This window comes from Tardiphaga sp. (assembly GCF_044340795.1).
In the GTDB taxonomy this organism is placed as follows: domain Bacteria; phylum Pseudomonadota; class Alphaproteobacteria; order Rhizobiales; family Xanthobacteraceae; genus Tardiphaga.
This window is the reverse complement of the sequence record NZ_JBIISY010000109.1, coordinates 1-19533: the sequence shown is the minus strand read 5'-3', so window position 1 is coordinate 19533 and position 19533 is coordinate 1. Positions and strand designations below refer to the sequence as shown.

The 19533-nt window shown below is 63.4% G+C and carries 19 protein-coding genes; all 19 read left to right on the top strand.

Annotation, left to right across the window (positions count from 1 at the left end; translation table 11 throughout):
• A partial coding sequence (nuoL, locus tag ACIQ17_RS18145) for an NADH-quinone oxidoreductase subunit L (RefSeq protein WP_398470461.1) occupies nt 1-1354 on the top strand: 1354 nt, incomplete at its 5' end.
• The gene (locus ACIQ17_RS18140) at nt 1354-2877 is read left to right on the top strand and encodes an NADH-quinone oxidoreductase subunit M (RefSeq protein ID WP_398470460.1); all 1524 of its coding nucleotides are present in this window, start codon (nt 1354-1356) and stop codon (nt 2875-2877) included. The genes nuoL and ACIQ17_RS18140, both read left to right, overlap by 1 nt.
• Nucleotides 2878-2900: 23 nt before the next feature.
• Entirely contained in the window at nt 2901-4337 is a 1437-nt protein-coding gene (gene nuoN / locus ACIQ17_RS18135; protein WP_398470459.1) for an NADH-quinone oxidoreductase subunit NuoN, read from the top strand.
• On the top strand, nt 4337-5146 hold the full coding sequence (locus ACIQ17_RS18130) for a biotin--[acetyl-CoA-carboxylase] ligase (RefSeq protein WP_398470458.1): 810 nt from the start codon (nt 4337-4339) through the stop codon (nt 5144-5146). Before nuoN ends, ACIQ17_RS18130 begins: the two co-directional genes overlap by 1 nt.
• On the top strand, nt 5143-6819 hold the full coding sequence (locus tag ACIQ17_RS18125; protein ID WP_398470457.1) for a ribonuclease J: 1677 nt from the start codon (nt 5143-5145) through the stop codon (nt 6817-6819). The genes ACIQ17_RS18130 and ACIQ17_RS18125 overlap by 4 nt, the downstream gene beginning before the upstream one ends.
• Nucleotides 6820-6843: 24 nt before the next feature.
• Nucleotides 6844-7248: a methylmalonyl-CoA epimerase gene (gene mce / locus ACIQ17_RS18120; protein WP_398470456.1), complete on the top strand. Its 405-nt coding sequence runs from the start codon at nt 6844-6846 to the stop codon at nt 7246-7248.
• A 7-nt stretch (nt 7249-7255) separates the two neighbouring features.
• Complete coding sequence (locus ACIQ17_RS18115) at nt 7256-7531, top strand: DUF1467 family protein (protein ID WP_398470455.1); 276 nt, start codon at nt 7256-7258, stop codon at nt 7529-7531.
• 37 nt (nt 7532-7568) lie between these two features.
• Nucleotides 7569-7949 (top strand): hypothetical protein, encoded by a 381-nt coding sequence (locus ACIQ17_RS18110; protein WP_398470454.1) that lies wholly within the window; start codon nt 7569-7571, stop codon nt 7947-7949.
• A gap of 645 nt (nt 7950-8594) precedes the next feature.
• A complete protein-coding gene (gene proS, locus ACIQ17_RS18105) occupies nt 8595-9914 on the top strand; it encodes a proline--tRNA ligase (RefSeq protein ID WP_398470453.1) in 1320 nt (439 codons plus the stop codon).
• 88 nt (nt 9915-10002) lie between these two features.
• Nucleotides 10003-11271 carry a lipoprotein-releasing ABC transporter permease subunit gene (locus ACIQ17_RS18100; protein WP_398470452.1) on the top strand — a complete coding sequence of 423 codons (1269 nt, stop codon included), beginning with the start codon at nt 10003-10005 and terminating at the stop codon, nt 11269-11271.
• A gap of 8 nt (nt 11272-11279) precedes the next feature.
• Nucleotides 11280-11978 (top strand): ABC transporter ATP-binding protein, encoded by a 699-nt coding sequence (locus ACIQ17_RS18095; RefSeq protein WP_398470462.1) that lies wholly within the window; start codon nt 11280-11282, stop codon nt 11976-11978.
• A gap of 935 nt (nt 11979-12913) precedes the next feature.
• On the top strand, nt 12914-14212 hold the full coding sequence (gene glyA, locus ACIQ17_RS18090; protein ID WP_398470451.1) for a serine hydroxymethyltransferase: 1299 nt from the start codon (nt 12914-12916) through the stop codon (nt 14210-14212).
• 57 nt (nt 14213-14269) lie between these two features.
• The gene (gene nrdR / locus ACIQ17_RS18085) at nt 14270-14752 is read left to right on the top strand and encodes a transcriptional regulator NrdR (RefSeq protein WP_398470450.1); all 483 of its coding nucleotides are present in this window, start codon (nt 14270-14272) and stop codon (nt 14750-14752) included.
• Nucleotides 14749-15903, top strand: a complete 1155-nt coding sequence (gene ribD / locus ACIQ17_RS18080) for a bifunctional diaminohydroxyphosphoribosylaminopyrimidine deaminase/5-amino-6-(5-phosphoribosylamino)uracil reductase RibD (protein WP_398470449.1) — start codon at nt 14749-14751, stop codon at nt 15901-15903. The genes nrdR and ribD overlap by 4 nt, the downstream gene beginning before the upstream one ends.
• On the top strand, nt 15903-16514 hold the full coding sequence (locus ACIQ17_RS18075) for a riboflavin synthase (protein ID WP_398470448.1): 612 nt from the start codon (nt 15903-15905) through the stop codon (nt 16512-16514). The genes ribD and ACIQ17_RS18075 overlap by 1 nt, the downstream gene beginning before the upstream one ends.
• A 229-nt stretch (nt 16515-16743) precedes the next feature.
• Nucleotides 16744-17235, top strand: coding sequence for a 6,7-dimethyl-8-ribityllumazine synthase (gene ribH / locus ACIQ17_RS18070; protein ID WP_398470447.1), 492 nt, complete (start codon nt 16744-16746; stop codon nt 17233-17235).
• 3 nt (nt 17236-17238) lie between these two features.
• Complete coding sequence (gene nusB / locus ACIQ17_RS18065) at nt 17239-17730, top strand: transcription antitermination factor NusB (protein ID WP_398470446.1); 492 nt, start codon at nt 17239-17241, stop codon at nt 17728-17730.
• A 128-nt stretch (nt 17731-17858) separates the two neighbouring features.
• Complete coding sequence (gene thiL, locus ACIQ17_RS18060; protein WP_398470445.1) at nt 17859-18821, top strand: thiamine-phosphate kinase; 963 nt, start codon at nt 17859-17861, stop codon at nt 18819-18821.
• A gap of 305 nt (nt 18822-19126) precedes the next feature.
• Nucleotides 19127-19533, top strand: a 407-nt coding sequence (locus ACIQ17_RS18055; protein ID WP_398470444.1) for a sodium/proton-translocating pyrophosphatase, incomplete at its 3' end; no start/stop codon positions are given.

The following is a 19533-nucleotide window of genomic DNA, read 5'->3' as shown; positions in this document are numbered from 1 at the left end:
CACTGATTTCGACACCATCTTCGCCGGTGCGCCCGCTCTGGCTGGCAAGACCATCAACTTCTTCGGCTGGCATGCCGATGCACTGACCCTGTGCTGCCTGCTGCTGTTCGTCGGCGCCATGGGCAAGTCGGCCCAGTTCCTGCTGCACACCTGGCTGCCGGACGCGATGGAAGGCCCGACCCCGGTGTCGGCGCTCATTCACGCCGCCACCATGGTCACCGCGGGCGTCTTCATGGTTGCCCGTATGTCGCCGCTGTTCGAGCTGGCACCGAATGCCCAGGCCGTCGTCATGCTGGTCGGCGCCACCACGGCGTTCTTCGCGGCGACCATCGGTCTCGTGCAGAACGACATCAAGCGCATCGTCGCTTACTCGACCTGTTCGCAGCTCGGCTACATGTTCGTGGCGCTGGGAACAGGGGCCTATTCGGTCGCCATGTATCACCTGTTCACGCATGCCTTCTTCAAGGCGCTGCTGTTCCTCGGCTCGGGCTCGGTGATCTATGCGATGCATCACGAGCAGGACATCCGGAAGATGGGTGGCCTGTGGAACAAGATCCCGTTCACCTATGCGATGATGACCATCGGTACGCTGGCGCTGACCGGCTTCCCGTTCACCGCCGGTTACTTCTCGAAGGACGCGATCATCGAAGCGGCCTACGCCTCGCAGAATCCGTTCGCCTTCTACGGCTTCCTGATGACCGTGGTCGCGGCACTGCTGACCTCGTTCTATTCATGGCGCCTGGTGTTCAAGACCTTCCATGGCAAGCCGCATGATCAGAAACATTATGATCACGCGCATGAACCGCCGATGTGGATGCTGTTCCCGCTGGCCGTTCTCGGCATCGGCTCGTTCGCGGCCGGCTTCCCGTTCAAGGAAGCGTTCGCCGGCCATCACGTGGGCGAGTTCTTCCGCGAGTCGCTGAAGATGAACCCGCACATCCTCGATGCGATGCATCACCTGCCGACCTGGGTGCCGTATCTTCCAACGGTGATGATGGTGCTGGGCTTCCTGCTCTCGTACCTGTTCTACATCCGCAAGCCGTATCTGCCTGTTGAACTCGCGAACCAGCATCCGCTGCTCTACAAGTTCCTGCTCAACAAGTGGTACTTCGACGAGCTGTACGACCTTATCTTCGTCCGTCCCGCAAAATGGATCGGTCACTTCCTGTGGAAGAAGGGCGACGGCATGGTCATCGACGGCTTCGGCCCTGACGGTGTGTCGTCCCGCGTGCTCGACGTCGCGCGCGGCGCGGTCAAGATCCAGACCGGCTATCTCTATCACTACGCCTTCGCGATGCTGATCGGCGTCGCCGGGTTGATCACCTGGTTTATCTTCGGCCTGGGGGGCCACTAATGTCCGGCTCAGTCATGACCTGGCCGATCCTGTCGGTCACCACCTTCCTGCCGACCGTCGGCGCCGTGCTTGTCTATCTGATGGCGCGCGGCCGCGATGAGGCGGCCGATCGTAACGCCAAGTGGATCGCGCTCTGGACCACGATCATCACCTTCGCGGTGTCGCTGATCATGGTGGCGCGCTACGACGGATCGAATGCCGGCTTCCAGTTCGTCGAAAAGGCGCCCTGGCTGGCCGCGACCATTAACTACCATATGGGCGTTGACGGCATCTCGTTCCCCTTCGTGATCCTGACCACCGCCCTGATGCCGTTCTGCATCCTGTGCTCGTGGAAGTCGGTGTCGAAGCGCGTGCCGGAATACATGATGGCGTTCCTGGTTCTGGAAACGCTGATGATCGGCACCTTCTCGGCGCTCGATCTCGTGCTGTTCTATCTGTTCTTCGAAGGCGGCCTGATCCCGATGTTCCTCATCATCGGCATCTGGGGCGGTCCGCGCCGCGTCTATGCGTCCTTCAAGTTCTTCCTCTACACCTTCCTCGGCTCGGTGCTGATGCTGCTCGCCATCATGGCGCTCTACTGGCAGGCAGGGACGACCGATATCCCGACGCTGATGCAGACCGCGATGCCGCGTAACCTGCAGATGTGGGCATGGCTGGCGTTCTTCGCGTCCTTCGCCGTGAAGATGCCGATGTGGCCGGTGCACACGTGGCTGCCCGACGCCCACGTGGAAGCGCCGACCGCAGGTTCGGTTGTGCTGGCCGCGATCATGCTGAAGATGGGCGGCTACGGCTTCCTGCGCTTCTCGCTGCCGATGTTCCCGGATGCGTCGCTGTATTTCGCACCGATGGTGTGGACGCTCTCGGCCATCGCCATCGTCTACACCTCGCTCGTCGCGCTGATGCAGGAAGACATCAAGAAGCTGATCGCTTACTCGTCGGTCGCTCACATGGGCTATGTCACCATGGGCATCTTCGCCGGCACCCAGCAGGGTGTTGCCGGCGCAGTGTTCCAGATGATCTCCCACGGCATCGTGTCCGGTGCGCTGTTCCTCTGCGTCGGCGTCGCCTATGACCGCATGCACACCCGCGAGATCGCGGCCTATGGTGGTCTCGTCAACCGCATGCCGATCTACGCCTTGCTGTTCATGGTCTTCACCATGGCCAATGTCGGTCTGCCCGGCACCTCGGGCTTCGTCGGTGAATTCCTGACGCTGCTCGGCACCTTCAAGGTCTCGATCCCGACAGCGACGGTCGCTTGCGCCGGCGTCATTCTCTCGGCGGCCTATGCGCTCTGGCTCTACCGCAAGGTGGTGTTCGGCGAGATGACCAAGCCGGCACTGATGGGCATGAAGGACATGACCTTCCGTGAAGGCCTGCTGCTGGTGCCGCTTGCCATTCTCACCATTCTGTTCGGTGTCTATCCGAAGCCCGTCCTCGACATGTCGGCGGCCTCGGTGGATCTCGTCGTCAAGAATTATGCTGCTGCAACTGCTGCCGTGAAGGCAGCGGCACTGCTGCACTGACCGCAGCGGACCAGGATCTCGCTATGACCATTACGACCGCTGGATATTCACTACTGCCCGTGCTGCCGGAGCTGATCCTGGCAGTGGGCGCCATGGTGCTGCTGATGATCGGCGCCTTCAACGGCCCGAAGACGACCGGTCTTGTCACCGCGCTCGGCATCGGCCTGCTGATCGTCACCGGCGTCGCCGAGGCGATGCTGCCGGCCGGCAAGCTCGTCACCTTCGGCGGCAGCTTCATCGTCGATGATTATGCACGCTTCCTGAAGATCCTGGCACTGGTCGCCTCGGGCGTCACGCTGCTGCTGTCGCGTGAATTCCTCGAGCACGACACTCGCCGTATCTTCGAATATCCGATCCTGGTGCTGCTCTCGACCATCGGCATGATGGTGCTGATCTCGGCCGGCGACCTGATCATGCTCTATCTCGGCCTCGAACTGATGAGCCTTGCGCTCTATGTCGTTGCCGCCTCGAACCGCGACAATGCCAAGTCCACCGAAGCCGGCCTCAAGTATTTCGTGCTGGGCGCGCTATCGTCGGGCATGCTGCTCTACGGCGCCTCGATGGTCTATGGTTTCACCGGCACCGTGAATTTCGCCGGCATCGCCGCCGAAGCCAAAAACGGCAATATCGGTCTCGTCTTCGGTCTCGTGTTCCTGCTCGCCGGCCTCTGCTTCAAGGTCTCGGCCGTGCCGTTCCACATGTGGACGCCGGACGTCTATGAAGGTGCGCCGACCCCGGTCACCGCCTTCTTCGCCTCGGCACCGAAGGTGGCCGCGCTCGCCGTGTTCACCCGCGTGGCGCTGACCGCGTTCCCGGAAATCATGCAGCAGTGGCAGCAGATCGTGGTGTTCGTGTCGCTGGCCTCCATGGTGCTCGGCTCCTTCGCCGCCATCGGCCAGACCAACATCAAGCGCCTGATGGCTTACTCCTCCATCGGCCATATGGGCTTCGCGCTGGTCGGTCTCGCTGCCGGCACGCAGGAGGGCGCGCAGGGCGTGCTGGTCTATATCGCCATCTATGTCGCGATGACTCTCGGCTCTTTCGCCATCATCCTGACCATGAAGCGCAACGGCCAGCAGGTCGAAAGCATTTCGGATTTCGCCGGCCTCTCGCGCACCAATCCGGTCGTGGCGTTCTTCTTCGCCATGTTCCTGTTCTCGCTGGCCGGCGTGCCGCCGCTGGCAGGCTTCTTCGGCAAGTTCTACGTCTTCATGGCGGCCATCAAGTCCGGCCTGTTCGTGCTCGCCGTGGTCGGCGTGCTCGCCTCGGTCGTCGGTGCGTTCTATTATTTGCGCATCGTCAAGCTGATGTATTTCGACGAACCGGCCGGCGCGCTCGATCCGATGCGCGTCGAGCTGCGCACCGTGCTCGCGGTGACCGGTGTGTTCAACATCCTGTTCTTCGTCTATCCGGCGCCGCTGGTCAGCGCGGCAGAGCTGGCCGCGAAGTCGCTCTTCTAGTGGCCTTCGCGCTCGGGCCACGAGCACTGGCGGCGGGCACGCAGCTCGCCGCCTTCGACAGCACCGGTTCCACCAATGCCGAAGCCATGGACCGTGCCCGCGCAGGCGAGCGCGGTCCGATGTGGTTCGTGACCTCCGAGCAGACCGCGGGCAGGGGACGACGCCATCGCCCGTGGATCGCCCCGCGTGGCAATCTCGCCAGCAGCATTCTCGAAGTGATGGACCTCGCGCCCGCCCAGGCAGCGACGCTTGGCTTTGCCGCCGGCCTCGCGCTGGAAGCCGCGCTCCAGCGCGTCAGCCTGGAAGCGCGCATGCGCGCGTCGGACGCCGTGCCGGAGTTCCGCCTGAAATGGCCGAATGACGTGCTTGCCGGGACAGCCAAACTCTCCGGTATCCTGCTCGAAGCCGAGGCGGTTCCATTCGGGCTCGCCGTGGTGGTCGGCATCGGTACCAATGTGGTGGCGCATCCCGAAGACACGCCATATCCCGCGACCTCGCTGCGGAGGCTGGGCCTCGATGTCGATGCCGAGGGGCTTTTCACGGCGCTGTCGGACGCCTGGTCAGAATATCGCGCCATCTGGGATGGCGGCCGCGGTTTTGGAGCCATTCGCGCCGCCTGGCTGGACCGTGCCGCTGGACTCGGCGAGCCCGTGTCCGTACAGGCTGGAACCTCCACTATTACTGGAATCTTCGATACGATTGACGACGCCGGTTGTCTGATCGTCGCGACTGCAGATGGCCGGCGCGTGCCGATCTCGGCGGGCGACGTTCACTTCGGCTCCGCGGCGTCGGCAAGGACTGGACAATGACACGACCCGACGAACTCACATTCTCGCCGCTCGGCGGCGTCGGCCAGATCGGCATGAACCTGTCGATCTATGGCCTCGGCAACCGGCATCAGCGTTCCTGGCTGGCGATCGATCTCGGCGTCTATTTCGGTGACGAAGAACATCTGCCCGGCATCGATCTGGTGATGCCCGACATCACGTTCCTGGAAAAGCAGAAGAAGAACCTCGTTGGTCTCGTGCTCACCCACGCCCATGAGGATCACTTTGGCGCCATCATCGATCTCTGGCCGAAGCTGCAATGCCCGATCTATGCGACCAAGTTCTCCGCATCGCTGTTCGAGGCGAAATGCGCGGCCGAGCGCGGCTCGCCGAAAATCCCCGTGACTGTCGTCGAGTCCGGCTCGCGCTTCAATGTCGGCCCGTTCGATATCGAGATGATCCCGGTCGCGCATTCGATCCCGGAATCGCATGCCATCGCGATCCATTCGCCGGTCGGCACCGTGCTGCACACCGGCGACTGGAAGATCGACCCGACGCCGATCATCGGCAAGCCCACCGACGAGAAGCGCCTGCGTGAACTCGGCGACGAGGGCGTGCTGGCGGTCATCGGCGACAGCACCAATGCAGTGCGCGATGGCCGTTCGCCGTCGGAGATGGAAGTGGCCGCGACGCTCACCAAGCTGGTGATGGCTGCAAAGGGCCGCGTGGCCGTGACCACATTCGCCTCGAATGTCGCCCGCGTACGCGCCGTCGCCGAAGCTGCGCAGGCGTCCGGCCGCGAGGTCGTGCTGGTCGGCCGCGCCATGGAGCGCGTCGTGCAGGTGGCACGTGAATGCGGCTATCTCGACGGCCTGCCGGCGTTTCGCAATGCCGATTATTACGGGCACTTCCCGCCGGACAAGGTGCTCGCGCTCTGCACCGGCAGCCAGGGCGAAAGCCGCGCGGCCCTCGCGCGCATCGCCAATGACGACCATCCGCTGGTGACGCTCAACAAGGGCGACACGGTGATCTTCTCGTCGCGCACCATTCCCGGCAATGAGAAGGCCGTCGGCACCATCATCAATGGTCTCGTCACCCAGGGCATCGAGGTCATCACCGATCGCGATGCGCTGGTGCACGTGTCCGGCCATCCGCGCCGCGATGAATTGCGCGACATGATTTCGTGGGTGCGCCCGGAATTGCTGATTCCCGTTCATGGCGAGGCGCTGCATCTGAGCGAACACGCCAAGCTCGCGCGCGCCTGCGGCGTGCCGAAGGTGATGATCGTCAAGACCGGCGATCTGGTGAAGCTCGGCCCCGGCGATTCCGCCGTGATCGACGAATTGCCATCGGGCCGCATTTTCAAGGACGGGGCGATCCTCGAAAGCGAGAAGTCGCGCGCCGTCACCGAGCGCCGTCGGCTCGGCTTCGCCGGCTGCGCGATGGTCGCGCTGGCGATCAACAGCAAGGGCGATCTGCTCGATGATCCCGCCGTCGATCTGATCGGCATCCCGGAAAAGAACAGCTCCGGCCAGCTGCTCGACGATATCGTCTACGACATCGTGCTCGAAGTGGTGGAGAACCTGCCCAAGGCCCGCAAGCGCGATCCGGATGCCATGGCGGAATCGGTGCGGCGAGCTGTCCGCTCAACGCTCGCCGAGCATTGGGGTAAAAAGACCATCTGCTATGTGCAGGTCCTGACGGTCGAACAATAAGAACACAAAAACGGAGGAAACATCATGCTGGGCCGGCTCAATCACGTGGCGATCGCGGTTGCGGATGCGGCGAAGGCCGCCAAGATCTATGGCACCGCTTTCGGCGCCGAGATTTCCGACCGCGTGCCGCTGCCTGAACATGGCGTCTACACCGTGTTCGCGACGCTTCCGAACACCAAGATCGAATTCATCGAGCCGCTGGGCGAGACGTCACCGATCGCCAAATTTGTCGAGCGCAATCCCGACGGCGGCATCCATCATGTCTGCTACGAGGTGCCGGATATCATCGCGGCGCGTGACCAGTTGATCAAGGAAGGCGCGCGCGTGCTGGGCGATGGCGAGCCGAAGATCGGCGCCCATGGCAAGCCGGTGCTGTTCCTGCATCCGAAGGACTTCTCCGGCGCGCTGGTCGAAATCGAACAGTCCTGAGGGCGCGATGGCCTATACGATCTCGACATCGCTGGCGATCTACTTCGTGATCTGGTGGGTCACGCTGTTCCTCACGCTGCCATTCGGTGTGCGCAGCCAGCAGGAAGCCGGCGAGGGCGTTGAAGGCACCGATCCGGGCGCGCCCGTGATGGCGCGCATGGGACGCAAGCTGATCTGGACGACAGTGCTGTCAGCCGCGTTCTTTGCAGCCGGCATGGCCGCGCATAATGCGGGCTATCTCAATATCGAGCGGCTGTCGAAGCTGATGGGCGTTCCGCTGTGAGCGCGGTTTCGGTCACAGCAACATGGAGGGCGATCGCATGAAGCGCTTCCTGCTGTTCCTGTTGCTCGGCCCGGCCGTCGGCTTTGCCACATTCGAAATCCGCGAAGTGCTGAGCGGGAAGGTGATCGGCGGTTTTCCCGGCTTCATCATGGGGCTGCCATTTGCCTACTGGTTCGGACTGATCCCATCGCTGATCATGTGGGGCGAAGACTGGTTCCTGGAAGACAAGATGGGCCTGTGGCCGAAGGTCATGACCTCGGCGATCACCGGCTATGTGGTCAGCATCGCCATGCTGCAAATCTGGACGTCGGTGCCGATCCCGCTCTCGCAGGTGCTGACCTTCGGCATCGTCGGTGCGTCGCAAGGGCTGGTTTGTTCGTGGCTGTCCGGCATCAAGCCGAAGCGTGCTGTTGCGTAGTTGCGTAGGGCGGATGAGCGAAGCGTAATCCGCCGTTCTTCGCCACATGCGATCGGCCGGCGGATGACGCCTTCGGCTCATCCGCCCTACGGCCTAATCCGCCCTGCATGCGTGTGCAGCAATTGGCCGCGTTGCGTCCATGACCCGAATTGGCGAAAGAGGGCGCGTTCCCGGCAGGCTGCTGCTCAAAAAAAAGAGCAGGGCACATAGCCCTGCTCGGAAAATTGTGTCGACCCTATATACCCCGATCGTTGGATTTTATCCTTTGATTGGCGGGTTGACGCTGCTTTGGCGCGTCAGGGTTCCTCCCGAGACTTGGACCGTTAAGGCTTGGACCGTTCCAGGCTCGCCCGTGCGGACTTGCCTGAGCTTCGAGTCGTAGCTGAACTTTTTGTGTTTGTCATCAAATTCGGCATAGTCTGTTCAAAATTGAGGCATGCATAGAATTCGATGACGTTTCACTACTGAGGGTTGTCGTTTGTGTGCCTTTCAGCGGAATATGAAGCGCACAGGTTGCGCCGGTCGTCGCAGGCCACGATGCGGATGCCTGTAAAGGCGTCGATCGACCCGCTGCCCTTGTGTTTTGCCGCTCGATCCGGTTTCACTCGGGCCTTCCAGTTTCACTCCGATTCCCGGGCCTAAACCATGCGGCTGTCGCGCTATTTTCTCCCCATCCTCAAGGAAACGCCGAAGGAAGCGGAGATCGTCTCGCATCGCTTGATGCTGCGTGCCGGCATGATCCGTCAGGAAGCCGCTGGCATCTATGCCTGGCTGCCGCTCGGCCTTCGCGTGCTGAAGAAGATCCAGGCGATCGTGATCGAGGAGCAGAACCGCGCCGGCGCCATCGAACTCCTGATGCCGACCCTGCAGCTCGCCGACCTCTGGCGCGAAAGCGGGCGCTATGACGCTTATGGTCCGGAGATGCTGCGCATCACCGATCGCCACAAGCGTGAGCTCCTCTACGGGCCGACCAATGAGGAAATGATCACCGAGATTTTCCGCGGCTATGTGAAGTCCTACAAGAGCCTGCCGCTGAACCTCTATCACATCCAGTGGAAGTTCCGCGACGAGCAGCGTCCACGCTTCGGTGTGATGCGTGGCCGCGAATTCCTGATGAAGGACGGCTATTCCTTCGACATCGACGAGGCCGCCGCGAAGCACTCCTACAACCAGATGTTCGTGGCCTATCTGCGCACCTTCGCCCGCATGGGCCTGAAGGCGATTCCGATGCGCGCCGAAACCGGTCCGATCGGCGGTGACCACAGCCACGAATTCATCGTGCTTGCCGAGACTGGCGAGTCCGGCGTGTTCTGCGACAAGAACGTGCTCGATCTGCCGATCCCGTCGGCCGATGTCGATTACAGCGGTGACCTGACGCCCATCATCAATCAGTGGACCTCGATCTACGCCGCGACAGAAGACGTGCACGACGCCGCGCGCTTCGAGAGCGAAGTGCCGGAAGAGCGCCGGCTGAATACGCGCGGCATCGAAGTCGGCCAGATTTTCTATTTCGGCACGAAGTATTCCGACAAGATGGAAGCCAAGGTTGCCGGTCCCGATGGCACCGAAGTGGCGATCCATGGCGGTTCTTACGGTGTCGGCGTGTCGCGTCTACTCGGCGCGATCATCGAGGCTTGCCACGACGACAACGGCATCATCTGGCCGGAAGAGGTCGCGCCGTTCCGCGCGTCGATCCTCAACCTGAAGCAGGGCTCGGCTGACACCGACGCGGCTTGCGAGGCGCTATACAAGGAACTCTCGGCCAAGGGCGTCGATGTGCTCTATGATGACACCGACCAACGCGCCGGCGGCAAATTCGCCACCGCCGACCTGATCGGCGTGCCGTGGCAGATCCTCGTCGGTCCGAAGGGACTGGCCGAGGGCAAGGTCGAACTGAAGAAGCGTAGTGACGGATCGCGCGAGAACATCTCGCCGGCCGAGGTCGTCGCAAAGCTGACGTCCTGACAACTTATCCACTAGGTGGTCGCCGCATCGTCTGTGATACGGCTAGAATAAGCCCGATTCGTATGGGAGTCGGGCGACGGATGATGCCATGAGCGAGCCAGTTCGAACCCCACCCTTTGCCGCCTTCGAATGGCTGCTGTCCGGACGCTATCTCCGTGCACGCCGTAAGGAAGGATTCATCTCGGTCATTGCCGGATTTTCCTTTGTCGGCATCATGCTCGGCGTCGCCACGCTGATCATCGTGATGGCCGTGATGAACGGCTTTCGCAAGGAACTGCTGGACAAGATCCTCGGCCTCAACGGCCACATCCTCGTGCAGCCGCTGGAACGTCCGCTCACCGACTGGAAGGAAGTCGCCGACCGCATCAATGGCGCCGATGGCATTCGCCTTGCGGCACCTGTCGTCGATGGTCAGGCGCTCGGTTCCTCGGCCTTCGGTGCATCCGGCGTGTTCGTGCGCGGCATCCGTTCGGCGGACCTGAACAATCTCACGTCGATCGCCAAGAACATCAAGCAGGGCACGCTGGAAGGCTTTGACGAAGGGCAGGGCGTGGCCATCGGCCGTCGTCTGGCCGATCAGCTTTCGCTGCATGCCGGCGACAATATCACGCTGGTGGCGCCGAAGGGCGCCGTGACGCCCATGGGCACGACGCCGCGCATTAAACCGTACAAGGTCGCGGCGGTGTTCGAGATCGGCATGTCCGAATATGACTCGACCTTCGTCTTCATGCCGCTGGCCGAGGCGCAGGCCTATTTCAATCGCAACAACGACGTCACCTCGATCGAGGTCTATACGAACAATCCCGACAAGATCGACGTCTACCGGAAAGCCGTGACCGACGTTGCGGGGCGGCCGATCTTTCTCGTCGACTGGCGGCAGCGCAACGCGACCTTCTTCAATGCGCTGCAGGTCGAGCGCAATGTGATGTTCCTGATCCTGACGCTGATCGTGCTGGTGGCCGCACTCAACATCGTGTCCGGCCTGATCATGCTGGTGAAGGACAAAGGCGCCGATATCGCCATCCTGCGCACCATGGGCGCCTCGCAGGGCTCCATCATGCGCATCTTCCTGATCACCGGTGCCGCCATCGGCGTGGTCGGCACGCTGGTCGGCTTCGGCGTTGGCCTGCTGGTCTGCATGAATATCGAGGCGATCCGGCAGTTCATCTCGTGGATGACCTCCACCGAACTGTTTTCGCCGGAACTCTACTTCCTGTCCAAATTGCCGGCGGAGATCGATGTCGGGGAAACCTCAGCAGTGGTCATCATGGCCCTGACGCTGTCGTTCCTCGCCACGCTGTATCCGTCATGGCGCGCCGCGCGACTCGATCCGGTCGACGCGCTGAGATACGAGTGATGGCTGACATGGCGCAGGGGGAAGATGATACACCGGCTTTGTATCTGCACGACGTCAAACGACAATACACCCAGGGCGAAAGCGTCCTGACAATTCTCGACAATGCGCGGCTCGGCCTGTGGGCCGGGCAGTCGGTGGCGCTGGTGGCGCCGTCGGGCTCGGGCAAGTCGACGCTGCTGCATATTGCCGGCCTGCTCGAGAGCCCGGACGAGGGCGAGGTCTATGTCGGCGGCACCGCGACGCTGGGCCTGTCGGACGCCGAGCGCACCCAGATACGCCGCACCGATATCGGCTTCGTCTATCAGTCGCACCGCCTGCTGCCGGAATTCACCGCGCTTGAAAACGTGATGTTGCCGCAGATGATCCGCGGCCTGAAGCGTAAGGAAACCATCGATCGCGCCAAGGAAATTCTGGCCTATCTCGGCCTCGGCGATCGCATCACCCACCGGCCGGCGGAGCTCTCCGGCGGCGAGCAGCAGCGCGTGGCGATCGCCCGCGCGGTTGCCAACGCGCCGCGGGTGCTACTGGCCGACGAGCCGACCGGCAATCTCGATCCGCATACCGCCGATCATGTGTTCAATGCGCTGATGCAGCTGGTGAAGGCGACGCGCGTGGCGATGCTGATCGCGACCCATAACATGGAACTCGCCGGCCGCATGGACCGCCGGGTGTCGCTGGAAAACGGCAAGGTGATCGAACTGGCGTGAGGGCTTCTTTCCCTCCCTCAAGCCGCGTAGCGGCGCAGGGGGAGGGTGGATCGAACGCGCAGCGTTCGAGACGGGTGGGGTGCTTCCCCAAACTCCGTTCTGCCGTGGGGAGAGACCCCACCCCCGCCTATCGGCGGACCCTTCCCATTCGCTTCGCTCCGGGGAGGGGCACCACGCGCTCCTGCGCGTCGTTTCTTTTCGAACATGTCAAACAGCCACGTCATCCCGTTCTCGCGGCGCCGAAGCGTCCGAGGTGTGAGCAGGTCTCCCCTCGAGACATGAGGGGAGGTGGCACGCCGCAAGGCGCGATGGGGTGGACTGGACGCAGCGGGCTCATCACCGGATCGCCGGCAAGAACCAACCGCGCAACGCCCTACGGCGCGCCACCGCGACGTTTTTCCAGTCGAAGGACCGTTCTTCCGGGCAAAGGCTCTTGGCCCGCAGGCCCGGCAGTTTCCTGCCTTTCGCCAGTGCCACGTCCAGCCGCGCAATAGCGGCAGACCCCCATAGTGGGGCCGGACGGTGACCCTCGACCACCCGAGTGCGTGAGGCCGCGTGAGCCTCCCGCCCGCAGGCGCCGCATCCACGTTCCGCCCAAAAGACGCCTCATGAGAGCGCCCCTCGCGAACGAGACAGGCGAGATATTGACGATGATGGGAATTTTGTCAAGAACAAAATAGGAACACCCGTTCGGATCGTAGGATGGGTAGAGCGCAGGCGCATCGCGCCGGAGCGAAACCCATCATTCCGTCGGTGCGGCAGGCTCCGCTGATGGGTTTCGCTTCGCTCTACCCATCCTACAAGAGGCTCCCTAAATCTCGCCCATACCTGCCAAATCCTTGGACGCCCCAGCCAGATATGGTATCCCCGCGCAGTTCCTGACCACCACCCGAGACCGCCCGCGCCCCGCTATTTCCGGCCGCGGCGGTGGAGATATGCTCACGATGACCAGTTCGGCTCCCAATGCCTCGTTCTTCTCTGCCTCGCTCGCCAAGGCTGATCCGGAAATCGCCGACGCCATCCGGGGGGAACTCGGTCGCCAGCGTCATGAGATCGAACTGATCGCGTCGGAAAACATCGTCAGCCGCGCCGTGCTGGAAGCACAGGGCTCGGTGATGACCAACAAATATGCCGAAGGCTATCCGGGCGCGCGCTATTATGGCGGCTGCGAATTCGTCGACGTCGCCGAGACGCTGGCGATCGAGCGCGCCAAGAAGCTGTTTGGCGCGCAGTTCGCCAATGTGCAGCCGAACTCGGGCAGCCAGATGAACCAGGCCGTGTTCCTCGCGCTGCTGCAGCCGGGCGACACCTTCATGGGCCTCGACCTCGCGGCCGGTGGCCATCTCACCCATGGCTCGCCCGTCAACATGTCCGGCAAGTGGTTCAAGCCGGCGCATTACACCGTGCGCGAGGACGACCAGCTCCTCGACATGGATGCCATCGCCAAGCAGGCGGAAGAGGTGAAGCCGAAGCTGATCATCGCCGGCGGCTCCGCCTATTCGCGCGCCTGGGACTTCAAGCGTTTCCGCGAGATCGCCGACAGCGTCGGTGCCTATCTGCTCGTGGACATGGCGCATTTCGCGGGTCTCGTTGCCGGCGGCGTGCATGAATCGCCGGTGCCGCATGCCCATGTCACCACCACGACCACGCACAAGTCGCTGCGCGGCCCGCGCGGCGGCCTGATCCTCACCAATGACGAGGCGCTGCACAAGAAGCTGAACTCGGCGATCTTCCCGGGCCTGCAGGGCGGCCCGCTGATGCATGTGATCGCCGCCAAGGCCGTCGCCTTCAAGGAGGCGCTGCAGCCGGAATTCAAGACCTATGCCGCAAACGTCGTGGCCAATGCCAAGGCGCTGGCCGAGACGCTGAAGACGCAGGGCTTCGATATTGTCTCGGGCGGCACCGACAACCATCTGATGCTGGTGGACCTGCGGCCGAAGGGCCTGAAGGGCAATGTGTCGGAGAAGGCGCTCGTCCGCGCCGGTCTCACCTGCAACAAGAACGGCGTGCCGTTCGACCCCGAGAAGCCGTGGGTCACGTCGGGCATCCGTCTCGGCACCCCCGCCGCGACCACCCGTGGCTTCGGCACCGAGGAGTTCAAGCAGGCCGGTGAGATGATCGCCGAAGTGCTGAGCGCCGTGGCGCAGTCCGGCGACGGCGCGGCCCCGCTGGTGGAAGCCGCGGTGAAGGAGAAGGTGAAGGCTCTGACGGATCGTTTCCCGATCTATCAGTAAGGACGGCCTGCGCGGTCAGAAGGCCGCGCAGTACAGCTTTTTGGAAGGTCCTCTGGAATGCGCTGCCCGAACTGCAACAGCCTCGATACGCAGGTGAAGGACTCGCGGCCCACCGAGGACTCGTCGGTCATCCGCAGGCGGCGCGTATGCATCGCCTGCAATTTCCGCTTCACCACCTTCGAGCGCGTGCAGTTGCGCGAGCTCACGGTGATCAAGCGCAATGGCCGCCGCGTGCCATTCGACCGCGACAAGCTGGTGCGCTCGCTGCAGATCTCATTGCGCAAGCGCCCGGTGGATCCGGAGAAGGTCGAGACCATGGTCTCGGCCATCGTCCGCGAGCTGGAAAGCGGGGGCGAGGCGGAGATTTCGTCGGAAGCGATCGGCGAGATCGTGATGGAGCATCTGCGCGTGCTCGACGACGTCGCCTATGTCCGCTTCGCCTCGGTCTATCGTGATTTCCGCGAAGCCAAGGATTTCGAGGCGCTGCTCGGTGAGCTGCACACCGACGAAGATGGTCGGCCCACGCCGATACGAAAATGATCTTCCGCATCCTGGAAGATCAGCACAGACAAAAGCTCGCAGACGCTAAAGCGGATGATCTCCGCTACATGCAACTCGCGCTGACGCTTGGCCGCCGCGGGCAGGGACGGACCTGGCCGAACCCGGCCGTGGGCGCCGTCGTCGTCAAGGATGGGGTGATTGTCGGCCGTGGCTGGACACAGCCGGGCGGCCGTCCGCATGCGGAGCCGGTTGCGCTGGCGCAGGCCGGTGCTGCAGCAAAAGGCGCGACGCTCTATGTGACGCTGGAGCCTTGCTCGCATTTCGGCAAGTCGCCGCCTTGCGCGGACGCGATCGTTGCGGCCGGTATCGCGCGCGTCGTTGCGGCCGTTGAGGATCCCAATCCCGAAGTCGCCGGGCAGGGCCATGCGCGTCTTCGCGCGGCCGGTATCAAAGTTGAAGTCGGGCTGTGTGCCGAAGAAGCCGCCCGCGATCACGCCGGGCATTTCCGTCGCATCCGCGACAAGCGCCCGCATGTGGTGCTGAAGCTCGCGGTGTCGCCGGACGGCAAAATTGCTGCTGACGGCCACAAGACGGTCGCGGTGACCGGCGAGCGCGTGCGTTCGCGCGTGCATCTTCTGCGCGCGCAATGCGACGCGATCCTGGTCGGCATCGGCACGGTCAAGGCGGACGATCCCGAACTGACCTGCCGTTTGCCGGGTATGGCAAAACGCTCCCCGGTACGCGTGGTGCTCGACCGGGCGCTGCGCATCTCCGGCAATAGCAAGCTCGTGCATTCCGCACGTACGACACCGCTCTGGGTGATGACCTCGGATATCGCCGAGGCGCCGGCCGCCATGGCGCTGGGTGCCGCGGGTGCACAGGTGCTGCGCGTGCCGGCGGTGACAATGCCGGTGCCGGGGCTGGATTTGCCGGCGGTGCTGCATAGCTTGGCAGAGAAGGGCATTACCAGGCTGATGGTGGAAGGTGGCGCGAAAGTCGCGTCGTCGTTCGTGAGCGCTGGTCTCGTCGATGAAGTCTGGCTGTTTCAGGGCCCGAACGCGATTGGCGAGGGCGGTGTCAACGCGCTGGACGCATTGCCGCTATCAGCGATCACCGGGTCGCCGGGGTTTGTGGCGCGTGGTAGCGAGTCCTTCGACAACGACACTCTGACGATTTACGAGCGCATCTGATGTTTACCGGCATTGTCACCGATATCGGCGAGATCGAAAGCCTGACGCCCGTGGCGCAGGGCCAGCTGCACCGGCTGCGTATTCGCTGCGACTACGACCAAACCACCATCGCCGATGGTGCATCCATCGCGAACAACGGCGTCTGTCTGACGGTTGTTTCCTCCGGCACAGCCAATGGCAAAACCTGGTTCGATGTCGATGCCGCCGCGGAGACGCTGGCGCTGACGACGGCCAGGCATTGGCAGGTCGGCACCAAACTCAATCTCGAGCGCGCGCTGAAGATTGGCGACGAGCTCGGCGGCCATATCGTGGCCGGCCATGTGGACGGGATCGCCACCATCGTCTCCCGCGAAAACCTGCCGGACATGGCGCGGATCACCTTCCGCACCTCGCGGGACCTGGCCAAATTCATCGCCACCAAGGGCTCGATCACGTTGGATGGCGTGTCGCTGACGGTGAACACGGTCTCCGACGTCGAATTCGCCGTGCTGATCATCCCGCACACACTGAGCGTCACCACGCTCGGCGAGAGCTGGCAGACGGGCTCGGAGGTCAATATCGAGGTCGACCTGATGGCCCGCTATGCGGCACGGCTGAGCGAGATGAAGTAGAGGCCGGGAGCTCTCAGTTGTCGTGCCCGGGCTTGACCCGGGCACCCACCTTTGACGATCGGTGGTGGCGACGAAGATGGATGGCCGGGTCAGGCCCGGCCATGACGTAGGAGCGTAGAGGCTTCTGTCATTGTCCCTTGGCATTGGCCGTGGTGGCGACTAAAACCTCGCGATTGTTGACCTACCGCATGATTGCGGTTCTCCAACATATTGAACGGATTGAGAATAGATGGCCGACCCGCGACGTGCCCCCCTGAAGGACCAGACCGACATCACCGGCGCCCGTGCGCTGATCGTCGAGGCCCGGTTCTATGACGATATCCAGGATGCCATGCTGGAGGCTGCCATCGCAGAGCTGAAGGCCGCTGGCGTTACCCATGACGTCCTCACGGTTCCCGGCGCTCTGGAGATCCCGGCGGCGATCGCCATTGCCGTGGAGTCGGCAGCCAGGAACGGCAAGCCTTACGATTGCGCCGTGGCACTGGGCTGCGTGGTGCGCGGCGATACCATCCATTTCGAGATCGTCTCGATGGAATCCTCGCGGGCGCTGATGGACTACTCTGTCACGGAGCGGTTCCCGCTCGGCAATGGCATCATCACCGTGAATACCGAAGAACAGGCCTGGGCGCGCGCCAGGGCCTCCGAACTGAACAAGGGCGGCGACGCCGCGCGGGCGGCCCTCGCGATGCTGCGCATCAAGCGCCGCCTGGCGAAAGCGTAAGTGATGGCTGAATTCAAGAAAATCGAACCCAAAGGCGAGCGCAAGGCCAACCGCCGTGGTGCGGCCCGTCTCGCCGCTGTGCAGGCGCTGTACCAGATGGATGTGGGCGGCACCGGCATCAATGAAGTGCTGGCGGAGTTCGAAAGCTTCTGGATCGGCAGCGAGGTCGAGGGCGAGCAGTATCTGCCGGCCGAGGGCGCGTTCTTCCGCGACATCGTGCAGGGCGTGCTGCGCGACCAGAAGCAGCTGGATCCGCTGATCGACGACGTGCTGTCGCGCGGCTGGCCGCTCGCCCGCGTCGAGGCGATCCTGCGCGCGGTGATGCGGGCAGGGGCTTATGAGCTGCAGCATCGCAAGGACATTCCGGGCCGCGTGATCGTGTCGGAATATGTCGACGTGGCGCATGCCTTCGTGGAACGCGACGAGACCGGCATGGTCAATGCGGTGCTGGACCAGATCGGGCGGCAGTATCGGCCGGACGAGTTTACGCGGTAGCTCCGTCTGTCGTCCCCGCGAAAGCGGGGACCCAGTAGACCCCGTTAGCCGTCGATAGAACCGCGCCGCCGCCGTTTACTGGATCGCCCAGTCAAGCCGGGCGATGACAAGAGTGGGACTAGCACCTGATGGCATCCGGCGAAGACAGTCTCATCTCCCGTTACTTCGCGCCGCTCGCCACTGATCCCGGCGCCTTCGGCCTGCGCGATGATGCGGCGGTCCTGAAAACCGCTGGCGAGGATATCGTCGTCAACACCGACGCCATCGTCGAGGGCGTGCACTTCCTCCCCGACGATCCCCCGGACACCGTCGCGCGCAAGGCGCTGCGCACCAATCTGTCCGATCTCGCCGCCAAGGGCGCCGAGCCGGCCGGCTTCGTGCTGACGCTTGCGTTGAAGTCGCAGGACGAGGTGTGGCTGGCCGAATTCGCACGCGGGCTCGGTGAGGATATCGACACCTATGGCTGCCCGCTGCTCGGCGGCGACACGGTGTCCACGCCGGGGCCGCTGATGGTCTCCGTCACCGCCTTCGGCCGGGTGCCGGAAGGGCAGATCGTTCGTCGCGCGGGCGCGCAGGTGGGCGACCTCATCGTGGTGACCGGAACGATCGGCGATGCGGCCTTGGGCCTCGCCATGCTGCAGGGGCGGCTGGCCTCGTCCAACGAGGAGCCGCTGATCGATCGCTATCGTCTGCCACAGCCGCGCACTGCGCTGGCGCGTGCAGTGCGGGATCATGCGACGGCCTCGATGGATGTGTCGGATGGGCTGGCCGGCGACCTCGCCAAATTGTGCGGGGTGTCGGGTGTCTCTGCGGAAGTCGAGACGGCGATGCTGCCCTTGTCGGCACCGGCCAGCGCGCTGCTGGACGCCGGCATGATCGGCATCGAAACCCTGGTGGCGGGCGGCGACGACTACGAAATTCTCTGCACCATGCCGGAGGAGCGTGCGGCATCCTTCCTGGCGCAGGCGGAAGAGGCGGGGGTGCCTGCGGCGGTGATTGGCGAGATTGTCGCGGGTGACGCGCCGCCGCGCTTTGTTGATGTCGACGGCGAGACAGTCGAACTGAAGCGACACTCGTATAGTCACTTCTAGGCGCCACTGCCGTAGGATGGGTTGAGCGCAGCGAAAACCCATCAGCCGACGATGCGGCAACCTCCGCCGATGGGTTATCACTCCGGTGCTCGTCGCCTCCGCTCAACCCATCCTACGGCACCGAGCTTGTCGCCCGCTACATCCTCTCCAAAATCCGCGCATAGTCCATCCGCGGCCGTTGCACGCCGATACCGATTTTGACATGCTTCCTGTTACGAGAGGCCGTCCTCACGTACTCAGGACAGGCTTCCGATCATATGCGCCACCAAACAAGGCGCCGGGCAGGAAGGACTGAGGCAGATTCCATGACAGCATTGTGGGTGATCGTGCTCTGCGGGGCACTGTCGATCGTTTACGCGATCTGGGCGACGGGTTCGGTGTTGAAGGCGGATGCCGGAAATGCGCGAATGCAGGAAATCGCAGCGGCGGTGCGGGAAGGCGCACAGGCCTATCTGCGGCGGCAATATCTCACCATCGGCATCGTCGGCGTCGTGATCTTCGCGCTGCTGGCTTACTTCCTCGGCATGCTTGTCGCGGTCGGCTTCCTGATCGGCGCGGTGCTCTCGGGTGCCGCGGGCTTCATCGGCATGAATGTCTCGGTGCGCGCAAACGTCCGCACCGCACAGGCGGCGACCAATTCGCTGGCGGGTGGTCTCGAACTCGCCTTCAAGGCCGGCGCCATCACCGGCATGCTGGTGGCCGGTCTCGCTCT

What these genes read in the sequence shown, in the direction of transcription:
- nrdR (WP_398470450.1), top strand. Translation starts at nt 14,270, where the DNA reads ATGCGCTGCCCGAACTGCAACAGCCTCGATACGCAGGTGAAGGACTCG.
- ACIQ17_RS18140 (WP_398470460.1), top strand. Translation starts at nt 1,354, where the DNA reads ATGTCCGGCTCAGTCATGACCTGGCCGATCCTGTCGGTCACCACCTTC.
- proS (WP_398470453.1), top strand. Translation starts at nt 8,595, where the DNA reads ATGCGGCTGTCGCGCTATTTTCTCCCCATCCTCAAGGAAACGCCGAAG.
- ACIQ17_RS18125 (WP_398470457.1), top strand. Translation starts at nt 5,143, where the DNA reads ATGACACGACCCGACGAACTCACATTCTCGCCGCTCGGCGGCGTCGGC.
- nuoN (WP_398470459.1), top strand. Translation starts at nt 2,901, where the DNA reads ATGACCATTACGACCGCTGGATATTCACTACTGCCCGTGCTGCCGGAG.
- ACIQ17_RS18075 (WP_398470448.1), top strand. Translation starts at nt 15,903, where the DNA reads ATGTTTACCGGCATTGTCACCGATATCGGCGAGATCGAAAGCCTGACG.
- mce (WP_398470456.1), top strand. Translation starts at nt 6,844, where the DNA reads ATGCTGGGCCGGCTCAATCACGTGGCGATCGCGGTTGCGGATGCGGCG.
- ACIQ17_RS18100 (WP_398470452.1), top strand. Translation starts at nt 10,003, where the DNA reads ATGAGCGAGCCAGTTCGAACCCCACCCTTTGCCGCCTTCGAATGGCTG.
- ACIQ17_RS18115 (WP_398470455.1), top strand. Translation starts at nt 7,256, where the DNA reads ATGGCCTATACGATCTCGACATCGCTGGCGATCTACTTCGTGATCTGG.
- ribH (WP_398470447.1), top strand. Translation starts at nt 16,744, where the DNA reads ATGGCCGACCCGCGACGTGCCCCCCTGAAGGACCAGACCGACATCACC.
- thiL (WP_398470445.1), top strand. Translation starts at nt 17,859, where the DNA reads ATGGCATCCGGCGAAGACAGTCTCATCTCCCGTTACTTCGCGCCGCTC.
- ACIQ17_RS18095 (WP_398470462.1), top strand. Translation starts at nt 11,280, where the DNA reads ATGGCGCAGGGGGAAGATGATACACCGGCTTTGTATCTGCACGACGTC.
- glyA (WP_398470451.1), top strand. Translation starts at nt 12,914, where the DNA reads ATGCTCACGATGACCAGTTCGGCTCCCAATGCCTCGTTCTTCTCTGCC.
- ribD (WP_398470449.1), top strand. Translation starts at nt 14,749, where the DNA reads ATGATCTTCCGCATCCTGGAAGATCAGCACAGACAAAAGCTCGCAGAC.
- nusB (WP_398470446.1), top strand. Translation starts at nt 17,239, where the DNA reads ATGGCTGAATTCAAGAAAATCGAACCCAAAGGCGAGCGCAAGGCCAAC.
- ACIQ17_RS18110 (WP_398470454.1), top strand. Translation starts at nt 7,569, where the DNA reads ATGAAGCGCTTCCTGCTGTTCCTGTTGCTCGGCCCGGCCGTCGGCTTT.